The sequence below is a fragment of the Streptosporangium sp. CA-115845 genome (assembly GCF_050943795.1).
In the GTDB taxonomy this organism is placed as follows: Bacteria; Actinomycetota; Actinomycetes; order Streptosporangiales; family Streptosporangiaceae; genus Streptosporangium.
In genome coordinates, this window is the sequence record NZ_CP191988.1 from 7521771 (window position 1) to 7536605 (window position 14835).

At 71.4% G+C, this 14835-nt stretch carries 11 protein-coding genes; 1 reads left to right on the plus strand and 10 read right to left on the minus strand.

What is annotated here, in order from left to right; genetic code table 11:
* Nucleotides 1-52: 52 nt before the first annotated feature.
* The 9 genes from ACQP0P_RS35750 to ACQP0P_RS35790 form a co-directional block, all read right to left on the minus strand.
* The gene (locus ACQP0P_RS35750) at nucleotides 53-862 is read right to left on the minus strand and encodes a single-stranded DNA-binding protein (protein WP_433363770.1); all 810 of its coding nucleotides are present in this window, start codon (nucleotides 860-862) and stop codon (nucleotides 53-55) included.
* Between the two features lie 139 nt (nucleotides 863-1001).
* Complete coding sequence (locus tag ACQP0P_RS35755) at nucleotides 1002-2642, minus strand: GTP-binding protein (RefSeq protein ID WP_433363773.1); 1641 nt, start codon at nucleotides 2640-2642, stop codon at nucleotides 1002-1004.
* Entirely contained in the window at nucleotides 2639-4783 is a 2145-nt protein-coding gene (locus ACQP0P_RS35760; protein WP_433363776.1) for a dynamin family protein, read from the minus strand. Before ACQP0P_RS35760 ends, ACQP0P_RS35755 begins: the two co-directional genes overlap by 4 nt.
* Before the next feature lie 1100 nt (nucleotides 4784-5883).
* Nucleotides 5884-7116 carry a uroporphyrinogen-III C-methyltransferase gene (gene cobA / locus ACQP0P_RS35765; protein WP_433382284.1) on the minus strand — a complete coding sequence of 411 codons (1233 nt, stop codon included), beginning with the start codon at nucleotides 7114-7116 and terminating at the stop codon, nucleotides 5884-5886.
* 155 nt (nucleotides 7117-7271) lie between these two features.
* Nucleotides 7272-8384 (minus strand): nicotinate-nucleotide--dimethylbenzimidazole phosphoribosyltransferase, encoded by a 1113-nt coding sequence (gene cobT, locus ACQP0P_RS35770; RefSeq protein WP_433363778.1) that lies wholly within the window; start codon nucleotides 8382-8384, stop codon nucleotides 7272-7274.
* Between the two features lie 57 nt (nucleotides 8385-8441).
* Entirely contained in the window at nucleotides 8442-9350 is a 909-nt protein-coding gene (locus tag ACQP0P_RS35775; RefSeq protein WP_433363781.1) for a sirohydrochlorin chelatase, read from the minus strand.
* A 344-nt stretch (nucleotides 9351-9694) separates the two neighbouring features.
* Nucleotides 9695-10315 carry a LutC/YkgG family protein gene (locus ACQP0P_RS35780; RefSeq protein WP_433363784.1) on the minus strand — a complete coding sequence of 207 codons (621 nt, stop codon included), beginning with the start codon at nucleotides 10313-10315 and terminating at the stop codon, nucleotides 9695-9697.
* Nucleotides 10312-11724 carry a lactate utilization protein B gene (locus ACQP0P_RS35785; RefSeq protein ID WP_433363787.1) on the minus strand — a complete coding sequence of 471 codons (1413 nt, stop codon included), beginning with the start codon at nucleotides 11722-11724 and terminating at the stop codon, nucleotides 10312-10314. The genes ACQP0P_RS35780 and ACQP0P_RS35785 overlap by 4 nt, the downstream gene beginning before the upstream one ends.
* Nucleotides 11721-12509, minus strand: coding sequence for a (Fe-S)-binding protein (locus tag ACQP0P_RS35790; RefSeq protein WP_433363790.1), 789 nt, complete (start codon nucleotides 12507-12509; stop codon nucleotides 11721-11723). Before ACQP0P_RS35790 ends, ACQP0P_RS35785 begins: the two co-directional genes overlap by 4 nt.
* Before the next feature lie 74 nt (nucleotides 12510-12583).
* Between ACQP0P_RS35790 and ACQP0P_RS35795 the strand changes: the two genes are divergently transcribed.
* Nucleotides 12584-13336, plus strand: a complete 753-nt coding sequence (locus tag ACQP0P_RS35795) for a FadR/GntR family transcriptional regulator (protein ID WP_350957109.1) — start codon at nucleotides 12584-12586, stop codon at nucleotides 13334-13336.
* On the opposite strand, the gene ACQP0P_RS35800 is transcribed toward ACQP0P_RS35795, so the two are convergent.
* On the minus strand, nucleotides 13268-14758 hold the full coding sequence (locus tag ACQP0P_RS35800; protein ID WP_433363794.1) for a sulfatase family protein: 1491 nt from the start codon (nucleotides 14756-14758) through the stop codon (nucleotides 13268-13270). The two genes, ACQP0P_RS35795 and ACQP0P_RS35800, sit on opposite strands and share 69 nt — an antisense overlap.
* Nucleotides 14759-14835: the final 77 nt, after the last annotated feature.

Below are 14835 nucleotides of genomic sequence, written 5' to 3' on the forward strand. Positions count from 1 at the left end.
CAGCCGATCGGGTTGGGAGGCCCGCGGCCCGGGCCTCCCAACGGGAGGCGGCTCAGGCCGCCACGCGCACCCGCGTCGGCCAGGGTGCCTCATCGCTCACGTCTGGGTGGATCTTCACCGCGCCCGGCACGGCCCCGGCCGTTTCCTCCCCGGTGATCCCCGTGGCCGGGTCGTCGTCGGCACCCACCGCCTCCACCCGCCTTGTCGTGCCCCTCGCCGCCTTCCTTCTCCTGGTCACGGCCTCTCCCCCCGCCGGCTCCTCCCCGGTGGAGCCGTGATCCACCGCACGCGAGGCGGCCTCTGCGGCCTCTCCGTGAATCGCACCCCCCTCGGCCGGTCCGCCGCCCGGCGCGACCCGCTCGTCGTCGAGCCCGGCCCGCAGCGAGGGCAGGGCTCCGGAAGCCCCCGCCTCGACGGGGGCACCGCCGCTCATGGCCCAGTCCGACGTCTCGCGATCGAGCTCGATCCGCTCCGTGCTGCCCAGGGCCGCGACCGGGCCGCCGCGCTGTGGCTTGCTGAAGCTCCCGAGCCCCCAGCGCAGGTCGTGTCCGAGCGAGTTGGCCTCCACCTCGGGCATGAATCGGCGCTCACCCTCGTGGGTGAACTCGCGGATCCGCAACCGTCCCTGAACGACGACGGGCTGGCCCAGCTGGACCGACTGGGCGACGTTGTCGGCGAGCCCGCGGAAGCAGCGGACGCCGAAGTAGGTCGTCTCACCGTTGCGCCACTGCTGGTTCTCCCGATCGAAGTAACGACTCGTCGAGGCGATCTTGAGCGAGGTGACCCGGGAACCGTCGGGGAAGGTGTGCTGGCGCGGCGTGGCCGCGACGTTACCGGTCAGCGTGACGTAGATGTCGTTCATCGTGCCTCCCATGAGAGCCGGCTGAGTGCCGGCGGTGTGAGAGACACGATGGTCCGAGCCGTACCCCTCGCGAGTCGCCGAATCGCGCTCTGGGGACAACCGCCGGATCCTCGGCCACGCTGTGGACAACCCCCGGGAATCAGCCTCGCAGGCTCCGCATGGCCGAGTAGAACTCGTTGTAGCGGGTCAGCTCGCGCTCCACCGGCTCGATCACCATGCTCTCCGCGAGCCCGGCGACCCTGCGGCGCATCTCGCGCTCCAGCGCGTCACGCTCGTTGCCCGCGCCGAGCACGATGAAGTTGCGGCTGGCCACCGCGGTGAGCAGCCCGAGCCCGAGTACCGAGAGCATCATCAACCCCACCCACGGCAGCGAGGCGGCGTCGCCGAACACCTCCAGCCCCGCCGGCGGCTCCCCCGTGCCGAACACGCCGTAGACCAGAGCCGTACCGACCCAGGCGAGGCCCGCGACGAAGAGCAGGACCAGCAGGTACTGCCAGGCGAGAAGCAGCCGCCACCAGCCGGGGACCCTGTCCAGGCGCGGTGCGACCTCTGAGAGCTCCTCCGACAGCACCTGGGGCAGCTGCGCCGAGCGGGAGCGCGCGGCATCCCTGATCCCGCTCTGCCACGCCTCGTGCATGCCGGAGGTCAGGCCGTCGGCCAGGGCCTGGACGGCGGTGTCCACCTCGGCGGGCTGCGCGCTGACCGAGCCACCGGTCAGGCTGCGGATCTCGTCTCGCAGATCGCCCAGGCGCAGGCTGTTCAGCGGATCAGGGCGGAGCTTGGCCGCCCAGCGGGTGTAGGGCCAGCCGACCCACTCACCGGACCTCGCGGCGTAGACGTTCTCCATCGCCTCGCCGACGGCGGGGACTCCGGCCGCGTCGCAGAGGGCGTCGGTGAGACCGATCCGGCGGGCGTCGTCAATGGAGGAGGGCGGCGCCGGGGTGCCGTCGGCGGGCATGACCTTCGCCAGGCGGAGCGTCAGCCGGTCGAGGTCGGCCTCCAGGCGCTGGGTGGCGGCCCTGCGCCTGGACACGGTCTCGGCGAGGACCGCCTTGAGGTCGTCCACGCCCGTACCCGTGATCGCCGAGGTGGTGACGACCACGGGGTGCTCGACCCCCTCGCGGTGGAGCAGGTCCTCCAGGTCCGCGACGCACTCGGCCAACTCCTCCTCGTCGAGCCGGTCGGACTGGTTGAGCACGAAGACCGTCACCGCCTCATGCCCGGCCAGGTCGGTCACGTAGCGCCGGTGCGTGGAGGCGTCGGCGTACTTCTGCGGGTCGAGCACCCACACGACGAGGTCCGCGACCTGGATCAGCCGGTCGGCCTCGGTGTCGGTCAGCGCCCGGATGGAGTCGTGGTCGGGCAGGTCGAGCAGGATCAGCCCGTGCAGCCGGCTCTCCCCGCGGTCCAGGGCGCTGGCCCGCGCGAAGCGGTGGCGCCACTGGATCTGCAGCCAGTCGAGCAGCGGGCCTGCGCCGTCCAGGCCCCAGACGCAGGCGTGAGTGCGGGCCGTGGTCGGGCGGCGCACTCCCGTCGGCGACAACTCCAGGCCGGAGATCGAGTTGAACAGCGTCGACTTGCCGCTGCCCGTGCCCCCCGCGAGCGCGACCACCGTGTGGTCGGAGGAGAGCTTGAGCCTGTCACCGGCACGCAGCAACAGCTGCCCCGAATCGGTGAGGAGCTTGGGCTCGACCTTGCCCGGCCCCAGCTCCACGATCCGAGCCAGCGCGGCGAGCCGGCTGCCGAGCCCTTGGCGTGACTGGGTGGTGCCAACACTCATCGGGCGACCTCAAGGTTGTACGTTGCCTGGTAAAGGCGGGTGGCGGCGGATTCATCCGGTATGCCGGCGCCGTCGAGAGCCTGGATGTACCGCGCCGTCTCATCGTCGAAGAGCATGCCGATCCGGGCGCGAAGATCACTTCGGGCCTTCACCCCGATGTTGCGCAGCGACTCCGCGCCGAGCAGCGCGTGTACCAGCCGTTGCGGCAACGCACCGGTGCCGTTCCGCGCCTCCGAGGCGCCGTAACCGAGCAGCCCGATGGTCAGGATCAGCGACAGGGACTCGACGTCGAAGGAGATCACCCTGGCCACCGATCGCTTGGTCACCCCCTCGGTGCGGATCAGCTCGGTGATGTGCTCCTGCCAGGCCGCGATGGTCCGGCCGGCCCTGCGCGGGAGATCGTCGGACGCGTGCCCGAGCTCGGCGGCCGCCGCCAGGACCTCCTGTGCGCCCGGACGGTTCAACCAGCGCGAGGCGGCCTCCTCCGCGGCCCGTTGCGCCGCCGAGACGACCACCGACTCCAACCCCGTCCGCAGCGCGGATCTCAGCGCGCTGAGCCGCTCGGGCGCCTGATGGCTCGCCTTGCCCGCGAGGCGGCCGGGCTTGCGCAGCTGGAGGGTGCGCATGAGATCGCCGGAACCGGCGAAGTCCTGCCAGCGGGCGAGCACCTCACCCCGGAGCAGCGAGCCGTCGCCGGTGCTCTCGTCGATCTCGACCAGTGCCTGGGCATAGGCGCTCTCCACGTCGGCGCGGAGGTCTCTGCGGAAGGCGACCTGGATCTCCAGCTGCTTGGCCAGGGCGGGGACACGAGTGCGGAAGCTGTTCAGCACCCCGTCCAGGGTGGCCCGCACGGCCTGCTCGCGACGCCGCTCGTCAACCGACAGCTCGGTCAGCCAGAGGCGCAGCTCGCTCACCTCGTGGTCGGGGAGCATGCCGTCGGTGACCTTGCCCTCGTTGACGACGAACCGGTCGACCTCGCCGAGACCGTACTCGGTCAGCATCCTGACGAAGTGCTTGGTGATCACTTCTCTGGACTTGGGCGGCACCCTGGAGAGCACGATGGCCAGCTTGGCTCCACGCTCCTTGGCCAGGCGGAGCAGCCGCCAGGCCGGGGCGTCGGCGTAGCGGGCGGCGGTGGTGACGAAGATCCACAGATCGGCCGCGTCGAGCATGCGGTGCGCGATCTCGTGGTGCTCCTCGACCACCGAGTCGATGTCGGGGGTGTCGAGCAGTGCCACACCGGGAGGTAGGCGCTCGGTGGAGACGAGCACAAGGCCGCCGGAGGCCGCCTCGGGGTCGGGCTCACTGAGCCGCCGAAGGCTACCGAGCAGGTCGCCCTTGGCGAACCACTCGTGATCGTCGGGGTGGCAGGCCAGCACAGGCGTTCCGGTCGTCGGACGGCGCACGCCGGTCGCGCTGACCTTGGCGTTGGCCAGCGTGTTGAGGAGTGTGGACTTGCCCGCGCCGGTGGAGCCCGCGACCACGACGAGGGCGGGCGCGGTGCTCGTGTGGACGCGGGGGATCACGTAGTCGTCGAGCTGGGCCAGGATCTCACTCTGGACCCGCCTGGCCTCCTCGGCCCCGGGGATGTCCAGGCCGAAACCGAGGTCGGTGACACCGGCGCGTACGGCGGTGAGCGCGCTGCTCAGGGCCTCGGAGACGGCGTCGGGAAGCGGCGTCTCCCGCATCCGGTCGCCCGGCGACCCCGCGTCCTCCTTGCCTCCGGCCTTCTCGTTCCGGTCGTTCTCGTCCGCGTCGCCGGCCCCGTCCAGGACCTCGGCGCCGGTCTCGCCGTCGCGCTGAGTCTCCTCGCCGGTCTCGGAGGGCTCGCCGTCACTTCGGTTCGCACCGCCGGTCTCACCGGTCTCGCCCTCCCGCGGAGCCTGCTCATCGATCTCGGCGGGCTCGGTGTCGCGCTGAGCCTCGTCGCCGCTCAGGGCCCGCTCTCCGGCCTCGCCGCCATCCTCGGCTCCGCCGGCGCCAGGCATCCCGGCGTCGCTCTCCGCCTCGTTCTCCGGCCCCTCGCGACGCCCCTCCCGCCGCACGTCCCCGATCTCACCGTCATCCGCGAGGAGGACCACGACCTCGTCGGACTCGGCGTCCTTCTCGGGCTCCTCCTGCTTCTCCTGGGGTCTGCTCACCCGAAGGGGCGGAGCGGCGGGCTCGGCGCGAGGCCGCCCGTCCTCGGCGCCGGGGACTCCGGGCGCGGGCCCGCCCCCCTCGGCCCGGGGGGAGAAGCCCTCATTCGCCGTACGGGGAGAGCCTGCGGCACCTTCCCCTGGGGCGGAACTCGAGGCGCCACCCCCGAAAGCGCCGGGTGAGGGGGTGGCGCGGGGAGCGCTCGGGGGAACGGGGGCACCTGGGCGAAAGAGCGCGCCGGGACCGGCCTGGGGAGCAGGGGCGCCGGGAGAAGGTGTGACGGGGCCACCACCGGCACGGGGAGCGCCCGGGAAAGCGGGCCCCGGACGGAAAATCGCATCGCGAGAGCCCTCCGCGGGGCCGTCTCCGCGAGAAGCTCCCGCAAAACCCCCCTGGGAGGCGGGAGCACCCGGCCTCGGAGGGACACCGGGAGGAGTGGTGGGAGGGCCACCACCACGCGAAGCGCCGGGGGAAGCAGGGGCACCCTGGCCCGGGGCCGCCACCGGCGGGGCGGGAGCGCCTCCACGGGGAGCACCCGGCGAGGCGGGGCCGGCACCACGGGGGGCCTTCTGAGGGGCGGGGGCACCGCCGCGGGAAGCGGCCGGAGAGGCGTTCGGACCGGAGGCCACACCGGGCGAGGCCGTGGCGGGGCCGCTGCGGGAGGCACCCGGAGGACGGCTGCCCGGAGCACCGGCGGAGGTGGGCTTGGCCACCTCCCGGGAGGTGGTGATGGCGGCGATCGCGGCCTGGGCGGCGGCCGCGGCGGCGTGGAAGGCCGCCATCGCCTCCTCCGAAGCGGGCGGGGCGGCTGGATCGACCGCCCCGCCCGGGGCGGCTGGACCGGCCTTCCTGCCCGGAGGCGTGGCGGGACCCGCTGTTCTGCCGGGGGGCACGGCGGGACCGGCCGCACCGGCGGAGGGCTGGGTGCGGGCGCGGATGGAGGCGGCGTCATCGTCTGGACGGATGGCGCCGAAGGTCACCGTCTGCTCGCCGGGGGATTCCTGGTCATCCGGCGGGGTGCCGCCGGGTGGCTCCTGGGGGGTGCCGGCGAGGCGAGGGTCACGGCCACCACCCGAATGGGGAGGCCTGTTGGAAGCCGATTTCACGGTACTCGCTCCGCTCGAACCATCTCGACCTCCTGGCCGACCTTCACGACATCACCGACGATCACGATCGCAGGGGGCCGAATCTCAGCCGCGCTTACGCGCTCCGCCACGGTGGAGAGCGTGGCGTAAAGAGCGCGCTGGGTCGGAAGGGTACCGTCCTGTACCACCATTACGGGAGTTTCCGGCGAACGTCCGTTATGGAGCAGCGTTTCGGCGATCACCCCGATCCGTTCGACCGCCATCATAAGCACCAGCGTGCCGCCGGATCTGGCCAGATTGGGCCAGTCGACCGTGGATCTCTCGTCGCCCGGCGGGACGTGTACGGAGATCACATGGAATTCCTGGCTGACACCGCGATGCGTCACGGGCACGTTGGCGGCGGCCGGCACCGCGACCGGGCTGGTGATGCCGGGGACCACGACCACCGGGATGCCCTCGCGGGCGCAGGCGAGCAACTCCTCACCGCCGCGGCCGAAGACGAACGGGTCGCCTCCCTTGAGCCGGACCACGAACTTGCCCTGCCTGGCGTGCTCGATCAGCAGCTCGTTGATCCTCTCCTGAGCCATGTAGCGCCCGTAGGGGATCTTCGCGGCGTCGATCAGCTCGACGTCCGGGGAGAGCTCGTCGAGCAGGGCCTGCGGGGCGAGACGGTCGGCGACGACCACGTCGGCCTGGGCCAGCAACTGCCGGCCACGGACCGTGATCAGGCCCGGGTCGCCGGGACCGCCACCGACCAGGGCGACGCCCACGGGCTTGGTGCGGTTGCGCCGGGCGTCGACCGTACCGTCCCTGAGGGCGCTCACGACGGCGTCCCTGATCCCGGCGGCACGCCGGGGATCGCCGCCGGCGGTGATCGCCACACTGATCTCGTCCACCTTGCCGCCGGCGGGGGTCCAGGCCGCGGAGGCGTCCTTGTCGTCGGCGCGCACGCACCAGATCCGCTTCGCCTCGGCCTCCTCGGCCACGGCGGCGTTCACCTCCGGGTTGTCCGTGCAGGCCTGCACCAGCCAGGCCCCGTCGACGTCGCCGGCCTGGTAGCGCCTGGCCTCCCAGGTCACGCGGCCTGTCGCGATGAGATCGTCGAGGGCGTGCGTGACGCTCGTCGAGACGACGGTGACCAGTGCGCCCGCGTCGAGCAGCGCCGGCACACGCCGCTGGGCGACGCGCCCACCGCCCACGACGAGTACCCGCCGCCCGGAGAGGCGCAAGCCGAGCAGGTAGGGCGACATGGCGACCGATCTCCCGTTCACGAGGAATTGTGAATCATGACGTGCTTAAGAGGTAAACCTACCGGCTAACGAGGCTCTCTTTGCTGCACCTGTGTTAACAGGTGTCAAGAGACGGCTGACTGTTGTCAACCGGCCGGCTTCAAGACTTCCGCAGGTCAGGCTTCCTTGTCTGTCACACCGGCGGAATCGAAGGTCGCGACCTCGTGCATCACCCTGGCCGCGGCGCAGACGAGCGGGTGTGCGAGCAGGCCGCCGGTGCCCTCGCCGAGCCGGAGTTCCAACTCCACCAGGGGGCGCAGGCCCAGGTGATCCAGGGCCGCGGCGTGACCGGGTTCGGCCGAGCGGTGCCCGGCCACGCAGTGGTCGACGACGTCGGGCGCCATCGCCGCCGCCGCCAGCGCCGCCGCCCCCGCGATGACACCGTCCAGGATGACCGGCACCCGCAGAGCGGCCCCGGCGAGGACGAATCCGGCGATCGCCGCGTGCTCCAGGCCGCCGACCGCGGCCAGCGTCTCCAGGGCGGACATCGATGGGGCGGACACCGAGGGGGCGGACACCGAGGGGGCGGCACCCGGCTCGCGCTCCAGGCCGTTCACCCGGAGTGCCTCGCGGACCACCTCGACCTTGCGTTCCAGGGTCTCGCCGTCGATACCGGTGCCCCTGCCGGTCACGGCCGCCGCTTCGTGCCCGGTGAACGCGCAGATCAACGCGGCCGAGGCGGTGGTGTTGGCGATGCCCATGTCTCCGGTGATCAGGCAGCGGGCGCCTCCGTCGACGAGATCGCGGGCATGGGCGATCCCGGCCTCCAGGGCCGCGACCGCCTGCTCGGGGGTCATCGCCGGTCCGCGGGACAGGTCGGCCGTACCGTACGCGACCTTACTGATCGTCAGTCCTGGCGCGGGGTCGAGGTCGGCGGCCACACCGACGTCGACGACCGTCACCGAGGCGCCTACCTGGGCGGCGAAGGCGTTGGCCACGGCGCCGCCCGCGAGGAAGTTGCCGACCATCTGCAGGGTGACCTCCTGCGGCCACGGGGTCACGCCCCTGGCGTGGACACCGTGGTCGGCGGCGAAGATCGCCAGAGCCGCGGGAACCGGGAGTGGCGGCGGGCTGACCGCCGCGGCCCCGGCCAGCCGTATCGCCACGTCCTCCAGCACGCCCAGCGCGCCCCTGGGCTTGGTCAGGCGGTCCTGATGGGCTCGGGCCTCGGCGACGGCCGCCGGATCGGCGGGTCGGATCGCCGCGATGGTCTCCTCGAGGATGGTCATGCGCTCCAGTCTGCCCGGAAACCACCTTTCGGAAAAACACGAAAAACCATAGCGGGATCACCAGGCGATGCCGCTGAGCGCCTCCTCGTAGCGCTCGATGACCACGTCGGCCAGGCCCTCGCAGTCGCCGATGACGTCGGCGCAGCGGACGTCCAGGTTCGAGTGGCCTGCGGCGTAGGCCATGGCCTGAGCCCAGACGCGGTCGAGCAGGCCGCCGGCGAAGAGCAGGTAGGGCACGACGATCACGCGCTTGGCGCCGAGGCGGCGGCAGCGCTCGATGCCGCCGGGGACACCGGGCGGGGTGAGGGAGACGAACGCCGTCTCCACGGTCATGTACTCGTGGGCGTGGGTCTCCCAGAAGAGCCGGGAGACCCGGTGCACGTCGGCGTTGGTCTCGGGGCTGGTGGAGCCGTCACCGACCAGGACGACGGCGGTCTCGCCGATCTCGATGTGCTCGGGTTCCTCGTCGAGCGGCCCGGCGGCGGGGACCAGCCGGAGGCTGGCGACCTCGGCGGCGGCGTCGGCCAGACGCTCGGCGAGCAGCGCGAGAATGCGGGGGTCGGAGCCCAGGGGACGGCCGTAGTCGCAGGTGAGCATGGGATGTCTCTCCCGCTCGCGGGCCATCGCGGAGGGGATGTCCGTGCCGAGCCACGTACCGCCGGTGAGACTCATGGGCTGGGCCACCATCCGGTGGTGCCCGCGCGCGACCAGCGATGCGACGGAGTCACTGAGGCGTGGCCTGGCCTTGGCGATGTAGCCACCGGAGACGTCCGCTGCCGTCTGGTCCAGGCGGCAGCGGAGCCGGTGGATGAACCTGCCGAATTCAGCGGATCCATTGTCGTTGTGCGAGCCCTGCCCGATGAGCAGCAGCGGCGGTTTCGTGACTCCTCCGCTCCCCGAGGGGAGCGGCTTCTCGCTTCCCTCGGCCGAGGTGGGCGACGGCCAAGCCCTGACCGCTTCAGACATCGGAACCGTAGCAGGGAGGCAATTCACCTGCCGGGTAAATCCGGCAGTCCCCTCGCTAAATATCATGGAAACAGGACTCCAATGACCTTGACCTGGGACTACGCAGTAGCGACTCGCGACAATATCCGATTTTGACACCGCATGAACAGGTAACGGATCGGTAAATTTCGCCTTTTCCCTGCGGACGTGTTGGACGGCGAGGATCAGATCGGCTCCGGCGGGCGACAACCGTCCGCCGGCCGAGCCCTGTGGATCACACGCCATGGCACGCTAGCCGGGCATGCCGTAGACGTCCAGCACGGCCACATCCGTGTTTCGCGCCCGACGCGCCTCCCGCTGCCGGGTCAGCGGATGACGACGACCTCCAGCGCGCGCGGGCCGTGCACGCCCTCCACCCGGTTCAGCTCGATGTCGCTGGTCGCGGAGGGGCCGCTGATCCAGGTCAGCGGCCTGGACGGGTCGAGCCTGCCGACGGCCTCGGGAACGCCGGCCACGATCTGCCCGGCGCGCACGACGCACAGGTGGTAGTCCGGTACCAGGGTCAGCGCCCGGCGCCCCTGCCCGGGGCCGGCGTCCAGCACGATCGTGCCGGTCTCCGCGATCGCCACGGCGCACCCGGTGACGACACCGTCCACCCCGTCCAGCTCGGCCGCGCTCAGCGGCGGATCGTCGGTGACCGGCTCTCCGGGGACCCACTCGGGTGGCAGTCCTTCGGGGACGACCAGCCGGGTGGCGCCCCGGCGGGCCAGCGCCGCCGCGATCGTCGCGGCCACCTCCCCCTCGTCCACCACGTGCACGACGGCCCGGTAGTCGGCCACCCGCTCGGCGAGCAGTTCCACCAGGCCCGTCGCGCGGGCCTGGTCCGGTGCGGTGCGGTAGGCGCGGGTGATCTCGACCTCGCCGGCCCCGGCCACCGCGGAGCGGATCCGCGACAGGATCAGCTCCCTGCTGCCCGCAGCGGTCATTGAACGCCTCCGTCTGTACGGTCCCACCAGTCACGGAATGACTCGGGGGGAATATCGGGAATGTCGCGTGTGTCGGTCCAGGCCGACAGCGGGCCCGGCAGGCGTCCGGGGACGAACCTGCGCAGGCGGCCGCCGAGCCGCTGAGCACGTGCCAGCCGCGCGGGGCGGTTGAACACCCAGCCGGCGGCACGCATGCCCAGGCGCTCGACGCGCGCGTGGCGGACCTTGCCACGCAGGTGGACCAGGACCTCGGGAATGTCGATCGCGACCGGGCAGGCGTCGAAGCAGGCGCCGCAGAGGGTCGAGGCGTACGGCAGCGACGCGTCCAGCTTCGAGGCGGTGCCGCGCAGCTGCGGGGTGAGGATCGCCCCGATCGGTCCCGGATAGACCGAGCCGTACGCGTGGCCTCCGGCCCGCTCGTAGACCGGGCAGACGTTCAGGCAGGCCGAGCAGCGGATGCAGCGCAGCGCCTGACGGCCGATCTCGTCCGCCAGCACGTTCGTCCGGCCGTTGTCGAGCAGCACCAGGTGGAACTCCTGCCCCTCGACCGCGCCGGTCCAGGTGGAGGTGTAGGGGTTCATCCGCTCGCCGGTGGAGCTCCTGGGCAGCAGTTGGAGGAAGACCTCCAGGTCCTGCCAGCCGGGCAGCAGTTTCTCGATGCCGACCACGCTGATCAGCGTCTCGGGCAGGGTGAGGCACATCCGCCCGTTACCCTCGGACTCCAGCACCACCAGCGTGCCGGTCTCGGCGATCATGAAGTTGGCGCCGGAGATCGCGACCCTGGTGGAAAGGAAGCGCTCGCGCAGGTGGAGCCGGGCGGCCTCGGCGAGGGCGCGGGGGTCGTCCGTCAGGTCCTCTGGCGCGGCACGCCCCCAGTCGGCCATCTTCTCCCGGAAGATCTCGCGGATCTCCGCGCGGTTGCGGTGGATCGCCGGGACCAGGATGTGTGAGGGCCAGTCGTCGCCGAGCTGGACGATCAGCTCGGCCAGATCGGTCTCGTAGGCGGTGACGCCCTCCAGTTCGAGTGCCTCGTTGAGGCCGATCTCCTGGGTCGCCATCGACTTGACCTTGACCACGCTGGTCTCGCCGGTGGCCTTGACCAGGTCGGCGACGATCCGGTTGGCCTCCGTGGCGTCGGCCGCCCAGTGAACGTGGCCGCCCGCCGCGGTGACCGCCTCCTCCATGCGCACCAGGTAGCGCTCCAGGTTGCGCAGGGTGTGGTCCTTGATCTCCTTGCCCGCCCGGCGGAGCTCGGCCCAGTCGGGCAGCTCGCCGACCACGGCGGCCCGCTTGCCGCGGATCGTGTGGGTGGCCTTGCGAAGGTTGTACCTGAGCTGCGAGTCCCGCACGGCGACCGCGGCGTTCGCGGGGAAGGCCGGCATGCCGAGGAAGGTGGCGCCCCCGCTCATCCGCGCACCGCCCTGTCGTCGCCGCTCTCCGTGGCGGCGAGGATCTCGGCGAGGTGCATGATCCGTACACCGGCGCGCTGGCGTACGAGGGCGCCGCCGATGTGCATCAGGCAGGAGTTGTCGGCGGCGCACAGCACCTCGGCACCGGTGGTCGCGACATTGTGCACCTTGTCCGCGCACATGGCGGCGGAGATCGCCGGGTTCTTCACCGCGAAGGTGCCGCCGAAGCCACAGCACTCGTCCGCTCCGGGGAGCGGGACCAGCTCCAGGCCCCTGACCTGCTCAAGCAGGCGGGTGGGCCGGTCTCCCAAGCGGAGGCCGCGCAGCGAGTGGCAGGTCGGGTGGTAGGTCACCCGGTGCGGGAAGTAGGCGCCGACGTCGGTGACACCGAGGACGTCGACGAGGAACTCCGAGAGCTCGTAGACCTTCGGCACCGTCTCGGTCACCTCCGCGGCGAACGAGCCGGGCGGGGGCCTCTCCCCCGCGGGGGCCCCGGCGGCGGCCGGGGTGCGGGCGAGACGCGGGTACTGCTCACGGACCATCGCGGCGCACGACCCGGACGGCGTGACGACCGCGTCGTACTCGGCGAAGACGTCCACGAAGTGCCGCGCGAGCCGTCTGCCCTCCTCGGGGTACCCCGTGTTGACGTGCATCTGGCCACAGCAGGTCTGCGCCCGCGGGAACTCGACGTCACATCCGAGGCGACGCAGCAGCGTGACGACCGCTCGCCCGGTGCCGGGAAAGAGCGTGTCGTTCACGCAGGTGATGAACAAGGCGACGCGCACGGCACTCCTTGTGACGGAATATGGTCAGACCATAGTATGGTCTGACCATATTCCGTCACAAGGAGGAGGCCCCCTTGAGCGGTTGGCAGCCGGTCCGGCGCACCCGGGCGTTCGAGGACGTGATCGCCCAGATCGAGCGGCGCATCGCGGACGACGGGCTCACGGTCGGCGACCGCCTGCCCGGCGAGCGGCAACTCGCCGAGCAACTGCGGGTGAGCCGGTCGTCCGTACGCGAGGCGATGCGGGTTCTGGAGACGCTGGGCGTGGTGTCGTCGCAGGTCGGGCGGGGGCCGGACGCGGGGGCCTGCCTCATCTCCAGGCCTGCGGACGCCCTGAGCGACCTGCTCAGACTCCATCTCGGGCTGTCGAACCTGTCACTGGCGGAGGTCGTCGACGCCCGGCTGATGATCGAAAAGTGGTCCGCCGCGCACGCCGCGGCACACGGGGCGGACCTGTCGGCCCTGACCGCCGCGCTGGAGAGGATGGACGCCTCGACGACCGCGGAGGAGTTCGTCGAGCACGACACGGCCTTCCACGTGGCCATCGCCGAGGCGTCGGGCAACAGGCTGACCACCGCCATGATGCTCTCGCTGCGTGACTCGCTCCGCCGCTACGCGGTCGGCGCGGTCGAGCGCCTCGGCGACACGGCAGGACTGATGGCCGATCATCATCGGATCCACCGGGCCATCGTCGCCGGGGACGCGGCGGGGGCCGCCGCCGCCGTCGAGGCCCACCTGCTGCGGGCCTACCCCGGCATCTCACGGTCCCCACGGACCGAGGAAGAGGGGCCTGACGGGCAGCACGGGCGGCTTGACCGAGTCGGCTGACCTGCAGGTGGCGCCCGAGCAGGAGACCAGGGCGTCGAGCTGCTGGTTGAACTGGGCGATCACGGAGAGCGGGGTCTCGGCGGCGATGTTGCGGAGCTGGTAAGGATCCGCGACGAGGTCGTAGAACTGGTACTCACCGGTTGCGTAGCGGACGAAGGTGTGCCAGGCGGTCCGCATGCCCTGGTAGGCCGGGACCGGAGTCTGGCGAGCCGAGCCCGGGTCCGTCGGGCGGTAGAACTCCAGCAGCACGTTCTGGCGCCACGAGGGCGGCGTGCGGCCCTGCAGGAGCGGCAGCAGGGAGCGGCCCTCGACGAAGTCGGGGAGCGTGGCACCGGCCAGCTGGGCGAACGTCGGGGCCAGATCCACCGTGGAGGCCATGTCGCCGATGACGCGGCCCGCCGGTACGCCGGGGCCGCGGACCAGGAGCGGCACCTTGATCGACTCGTCGAAGGGGGTGGTCTTGCCCTGGGCGAGCCGGTGCTGGCCCTGGTGGAACCCGTTATCGGAGGCGAAAAAGATATACGTTTCATCCAGCTTGCCGGAGACCCTGAGGGACTCGATCAGGGCACCCACCATGTCGTCCACGCCGAGCATCGCCCGGAGCCGGTCGCGGTAGTGCCGGTCGATCTTCTGCACCTTCCTGGCGTCGAACTGCGGGAGCGACCTGAGCCAGAGTGGCTCGGCACTGACATCCGGCTGGTTGAAGGACGGGGTGCGCGGGGCCACCGCTCCGGCGAAGGCGGCCTCGTGCCGGGGGGCGTAGTTGGCCGGGTTGTGCGGGGCGATCGGGGCGAGGTAGAGGAAGAACGGGTCGCCGCCCGGCTGGGAGACGAACGCCCCCGCCTTCGCACTGAGCACGTCGGCCAGGTAGTCCTCCGGCGCGAAGCCGTAGGCCCGCAGCGCGCCGTTCTCGTTGAGCGTGTAGCCGTACTCCTCGTAGAGCCTGCGCACCGGCACGTCCCACTCGTCCCAGCCGGGTGGCACGTAGGTGGCGGCGGTGGCGCCGCCGGGGTAGTGGTTGAGGTACTTGCCCATCAGGCCGGTGCGGTATCCGGCCGACTTCATCCAGGTCCCGAGCGTGGAACGTTCCAGGCCGGTTGTGTAGTACTTGGTGAAACCGCCCTCGGGAGCGGTGTTGGTCAGCACTCCGTGGCTGTGCACGTACTGGGAGCGCATGATCGACGCGCGTGACGGGCAGCACCAGGAGTTCGGCACGAAGAACCGGTCGAAGCTGGTGCCACCCCGGGCAAGGAGGTTTGAGATGTTGGGAAATTTCTGGAGATCCCCTGCATCCAGGTCGTCAACGAGGACCAGCACGATGTTGGGCCGCCCCGCCGCGTGCGCCACGGCCGGGATCGCTCCCGCGACGGCGAGGGCAAGGAGAAAGATCAGGGAGAGGAGCTTGCGAGCTGCATAGAGCACAGATGGACGCTTCCCGGGAGACCGAATTTCGACACCTCACACTCGACCGACCAATGTAGAACGTGTTCTAATTGCGG

Bases quoted from the DNA above. Each gene is read 5' to 3' on its own strand.
- ACQP0P_RS35750 (WP_433363770.1), bottom strand. From the start codon at position 862: ATGAACGACATCTACGTCACGCTGACCGGTAACGTCGCGGCCACGCCG.
- ACQP0P_RS35785 (WP_433363787.1), bottom strand. From the start codon at position 11,724: ATGAGCGGGGGCGCCACCTTCCTCGGCATGCCGGCCTTCCCCGCGAAC.
- cobA (WP_433382284.1), bottom strand. From the start codon at position 7,116: ATGTCGCCCTACCTGCTCGGCTTGCGCCTCTCCGGGCGGCGGGTACTC.
- ACQP0P_RS35780 (WP_433363784.1), bottom strand. From the start codon at position 10,315: ATGACCGCTGCGGGCAGCAGGGAGCTGATCCTGTCGCGGATCCGCTCC.
- ACQP0P_RS35775 (WP_433363781.1), bottom strand. From the start codon at position 9,350: ATGTCTGAAGCGGTCAGGGCTTGGCCGTCGCCCACCTCGGCCGAGGGA.
- cobT (WP_433363778.1), bottom strand. From the start codon at position 8,384: ATGACCATCCTCGAGGAGACCATCGCGGCGATCCGACCCGCCGATCCG.
- ACQP0P_RS35755 (WP_433363773.1), bottom strand. From the start codon at position 2,642: ATGAGTGTTGGCACCACCCAGTCACGCCAAGGGCTCGGCAGCCGGCTC.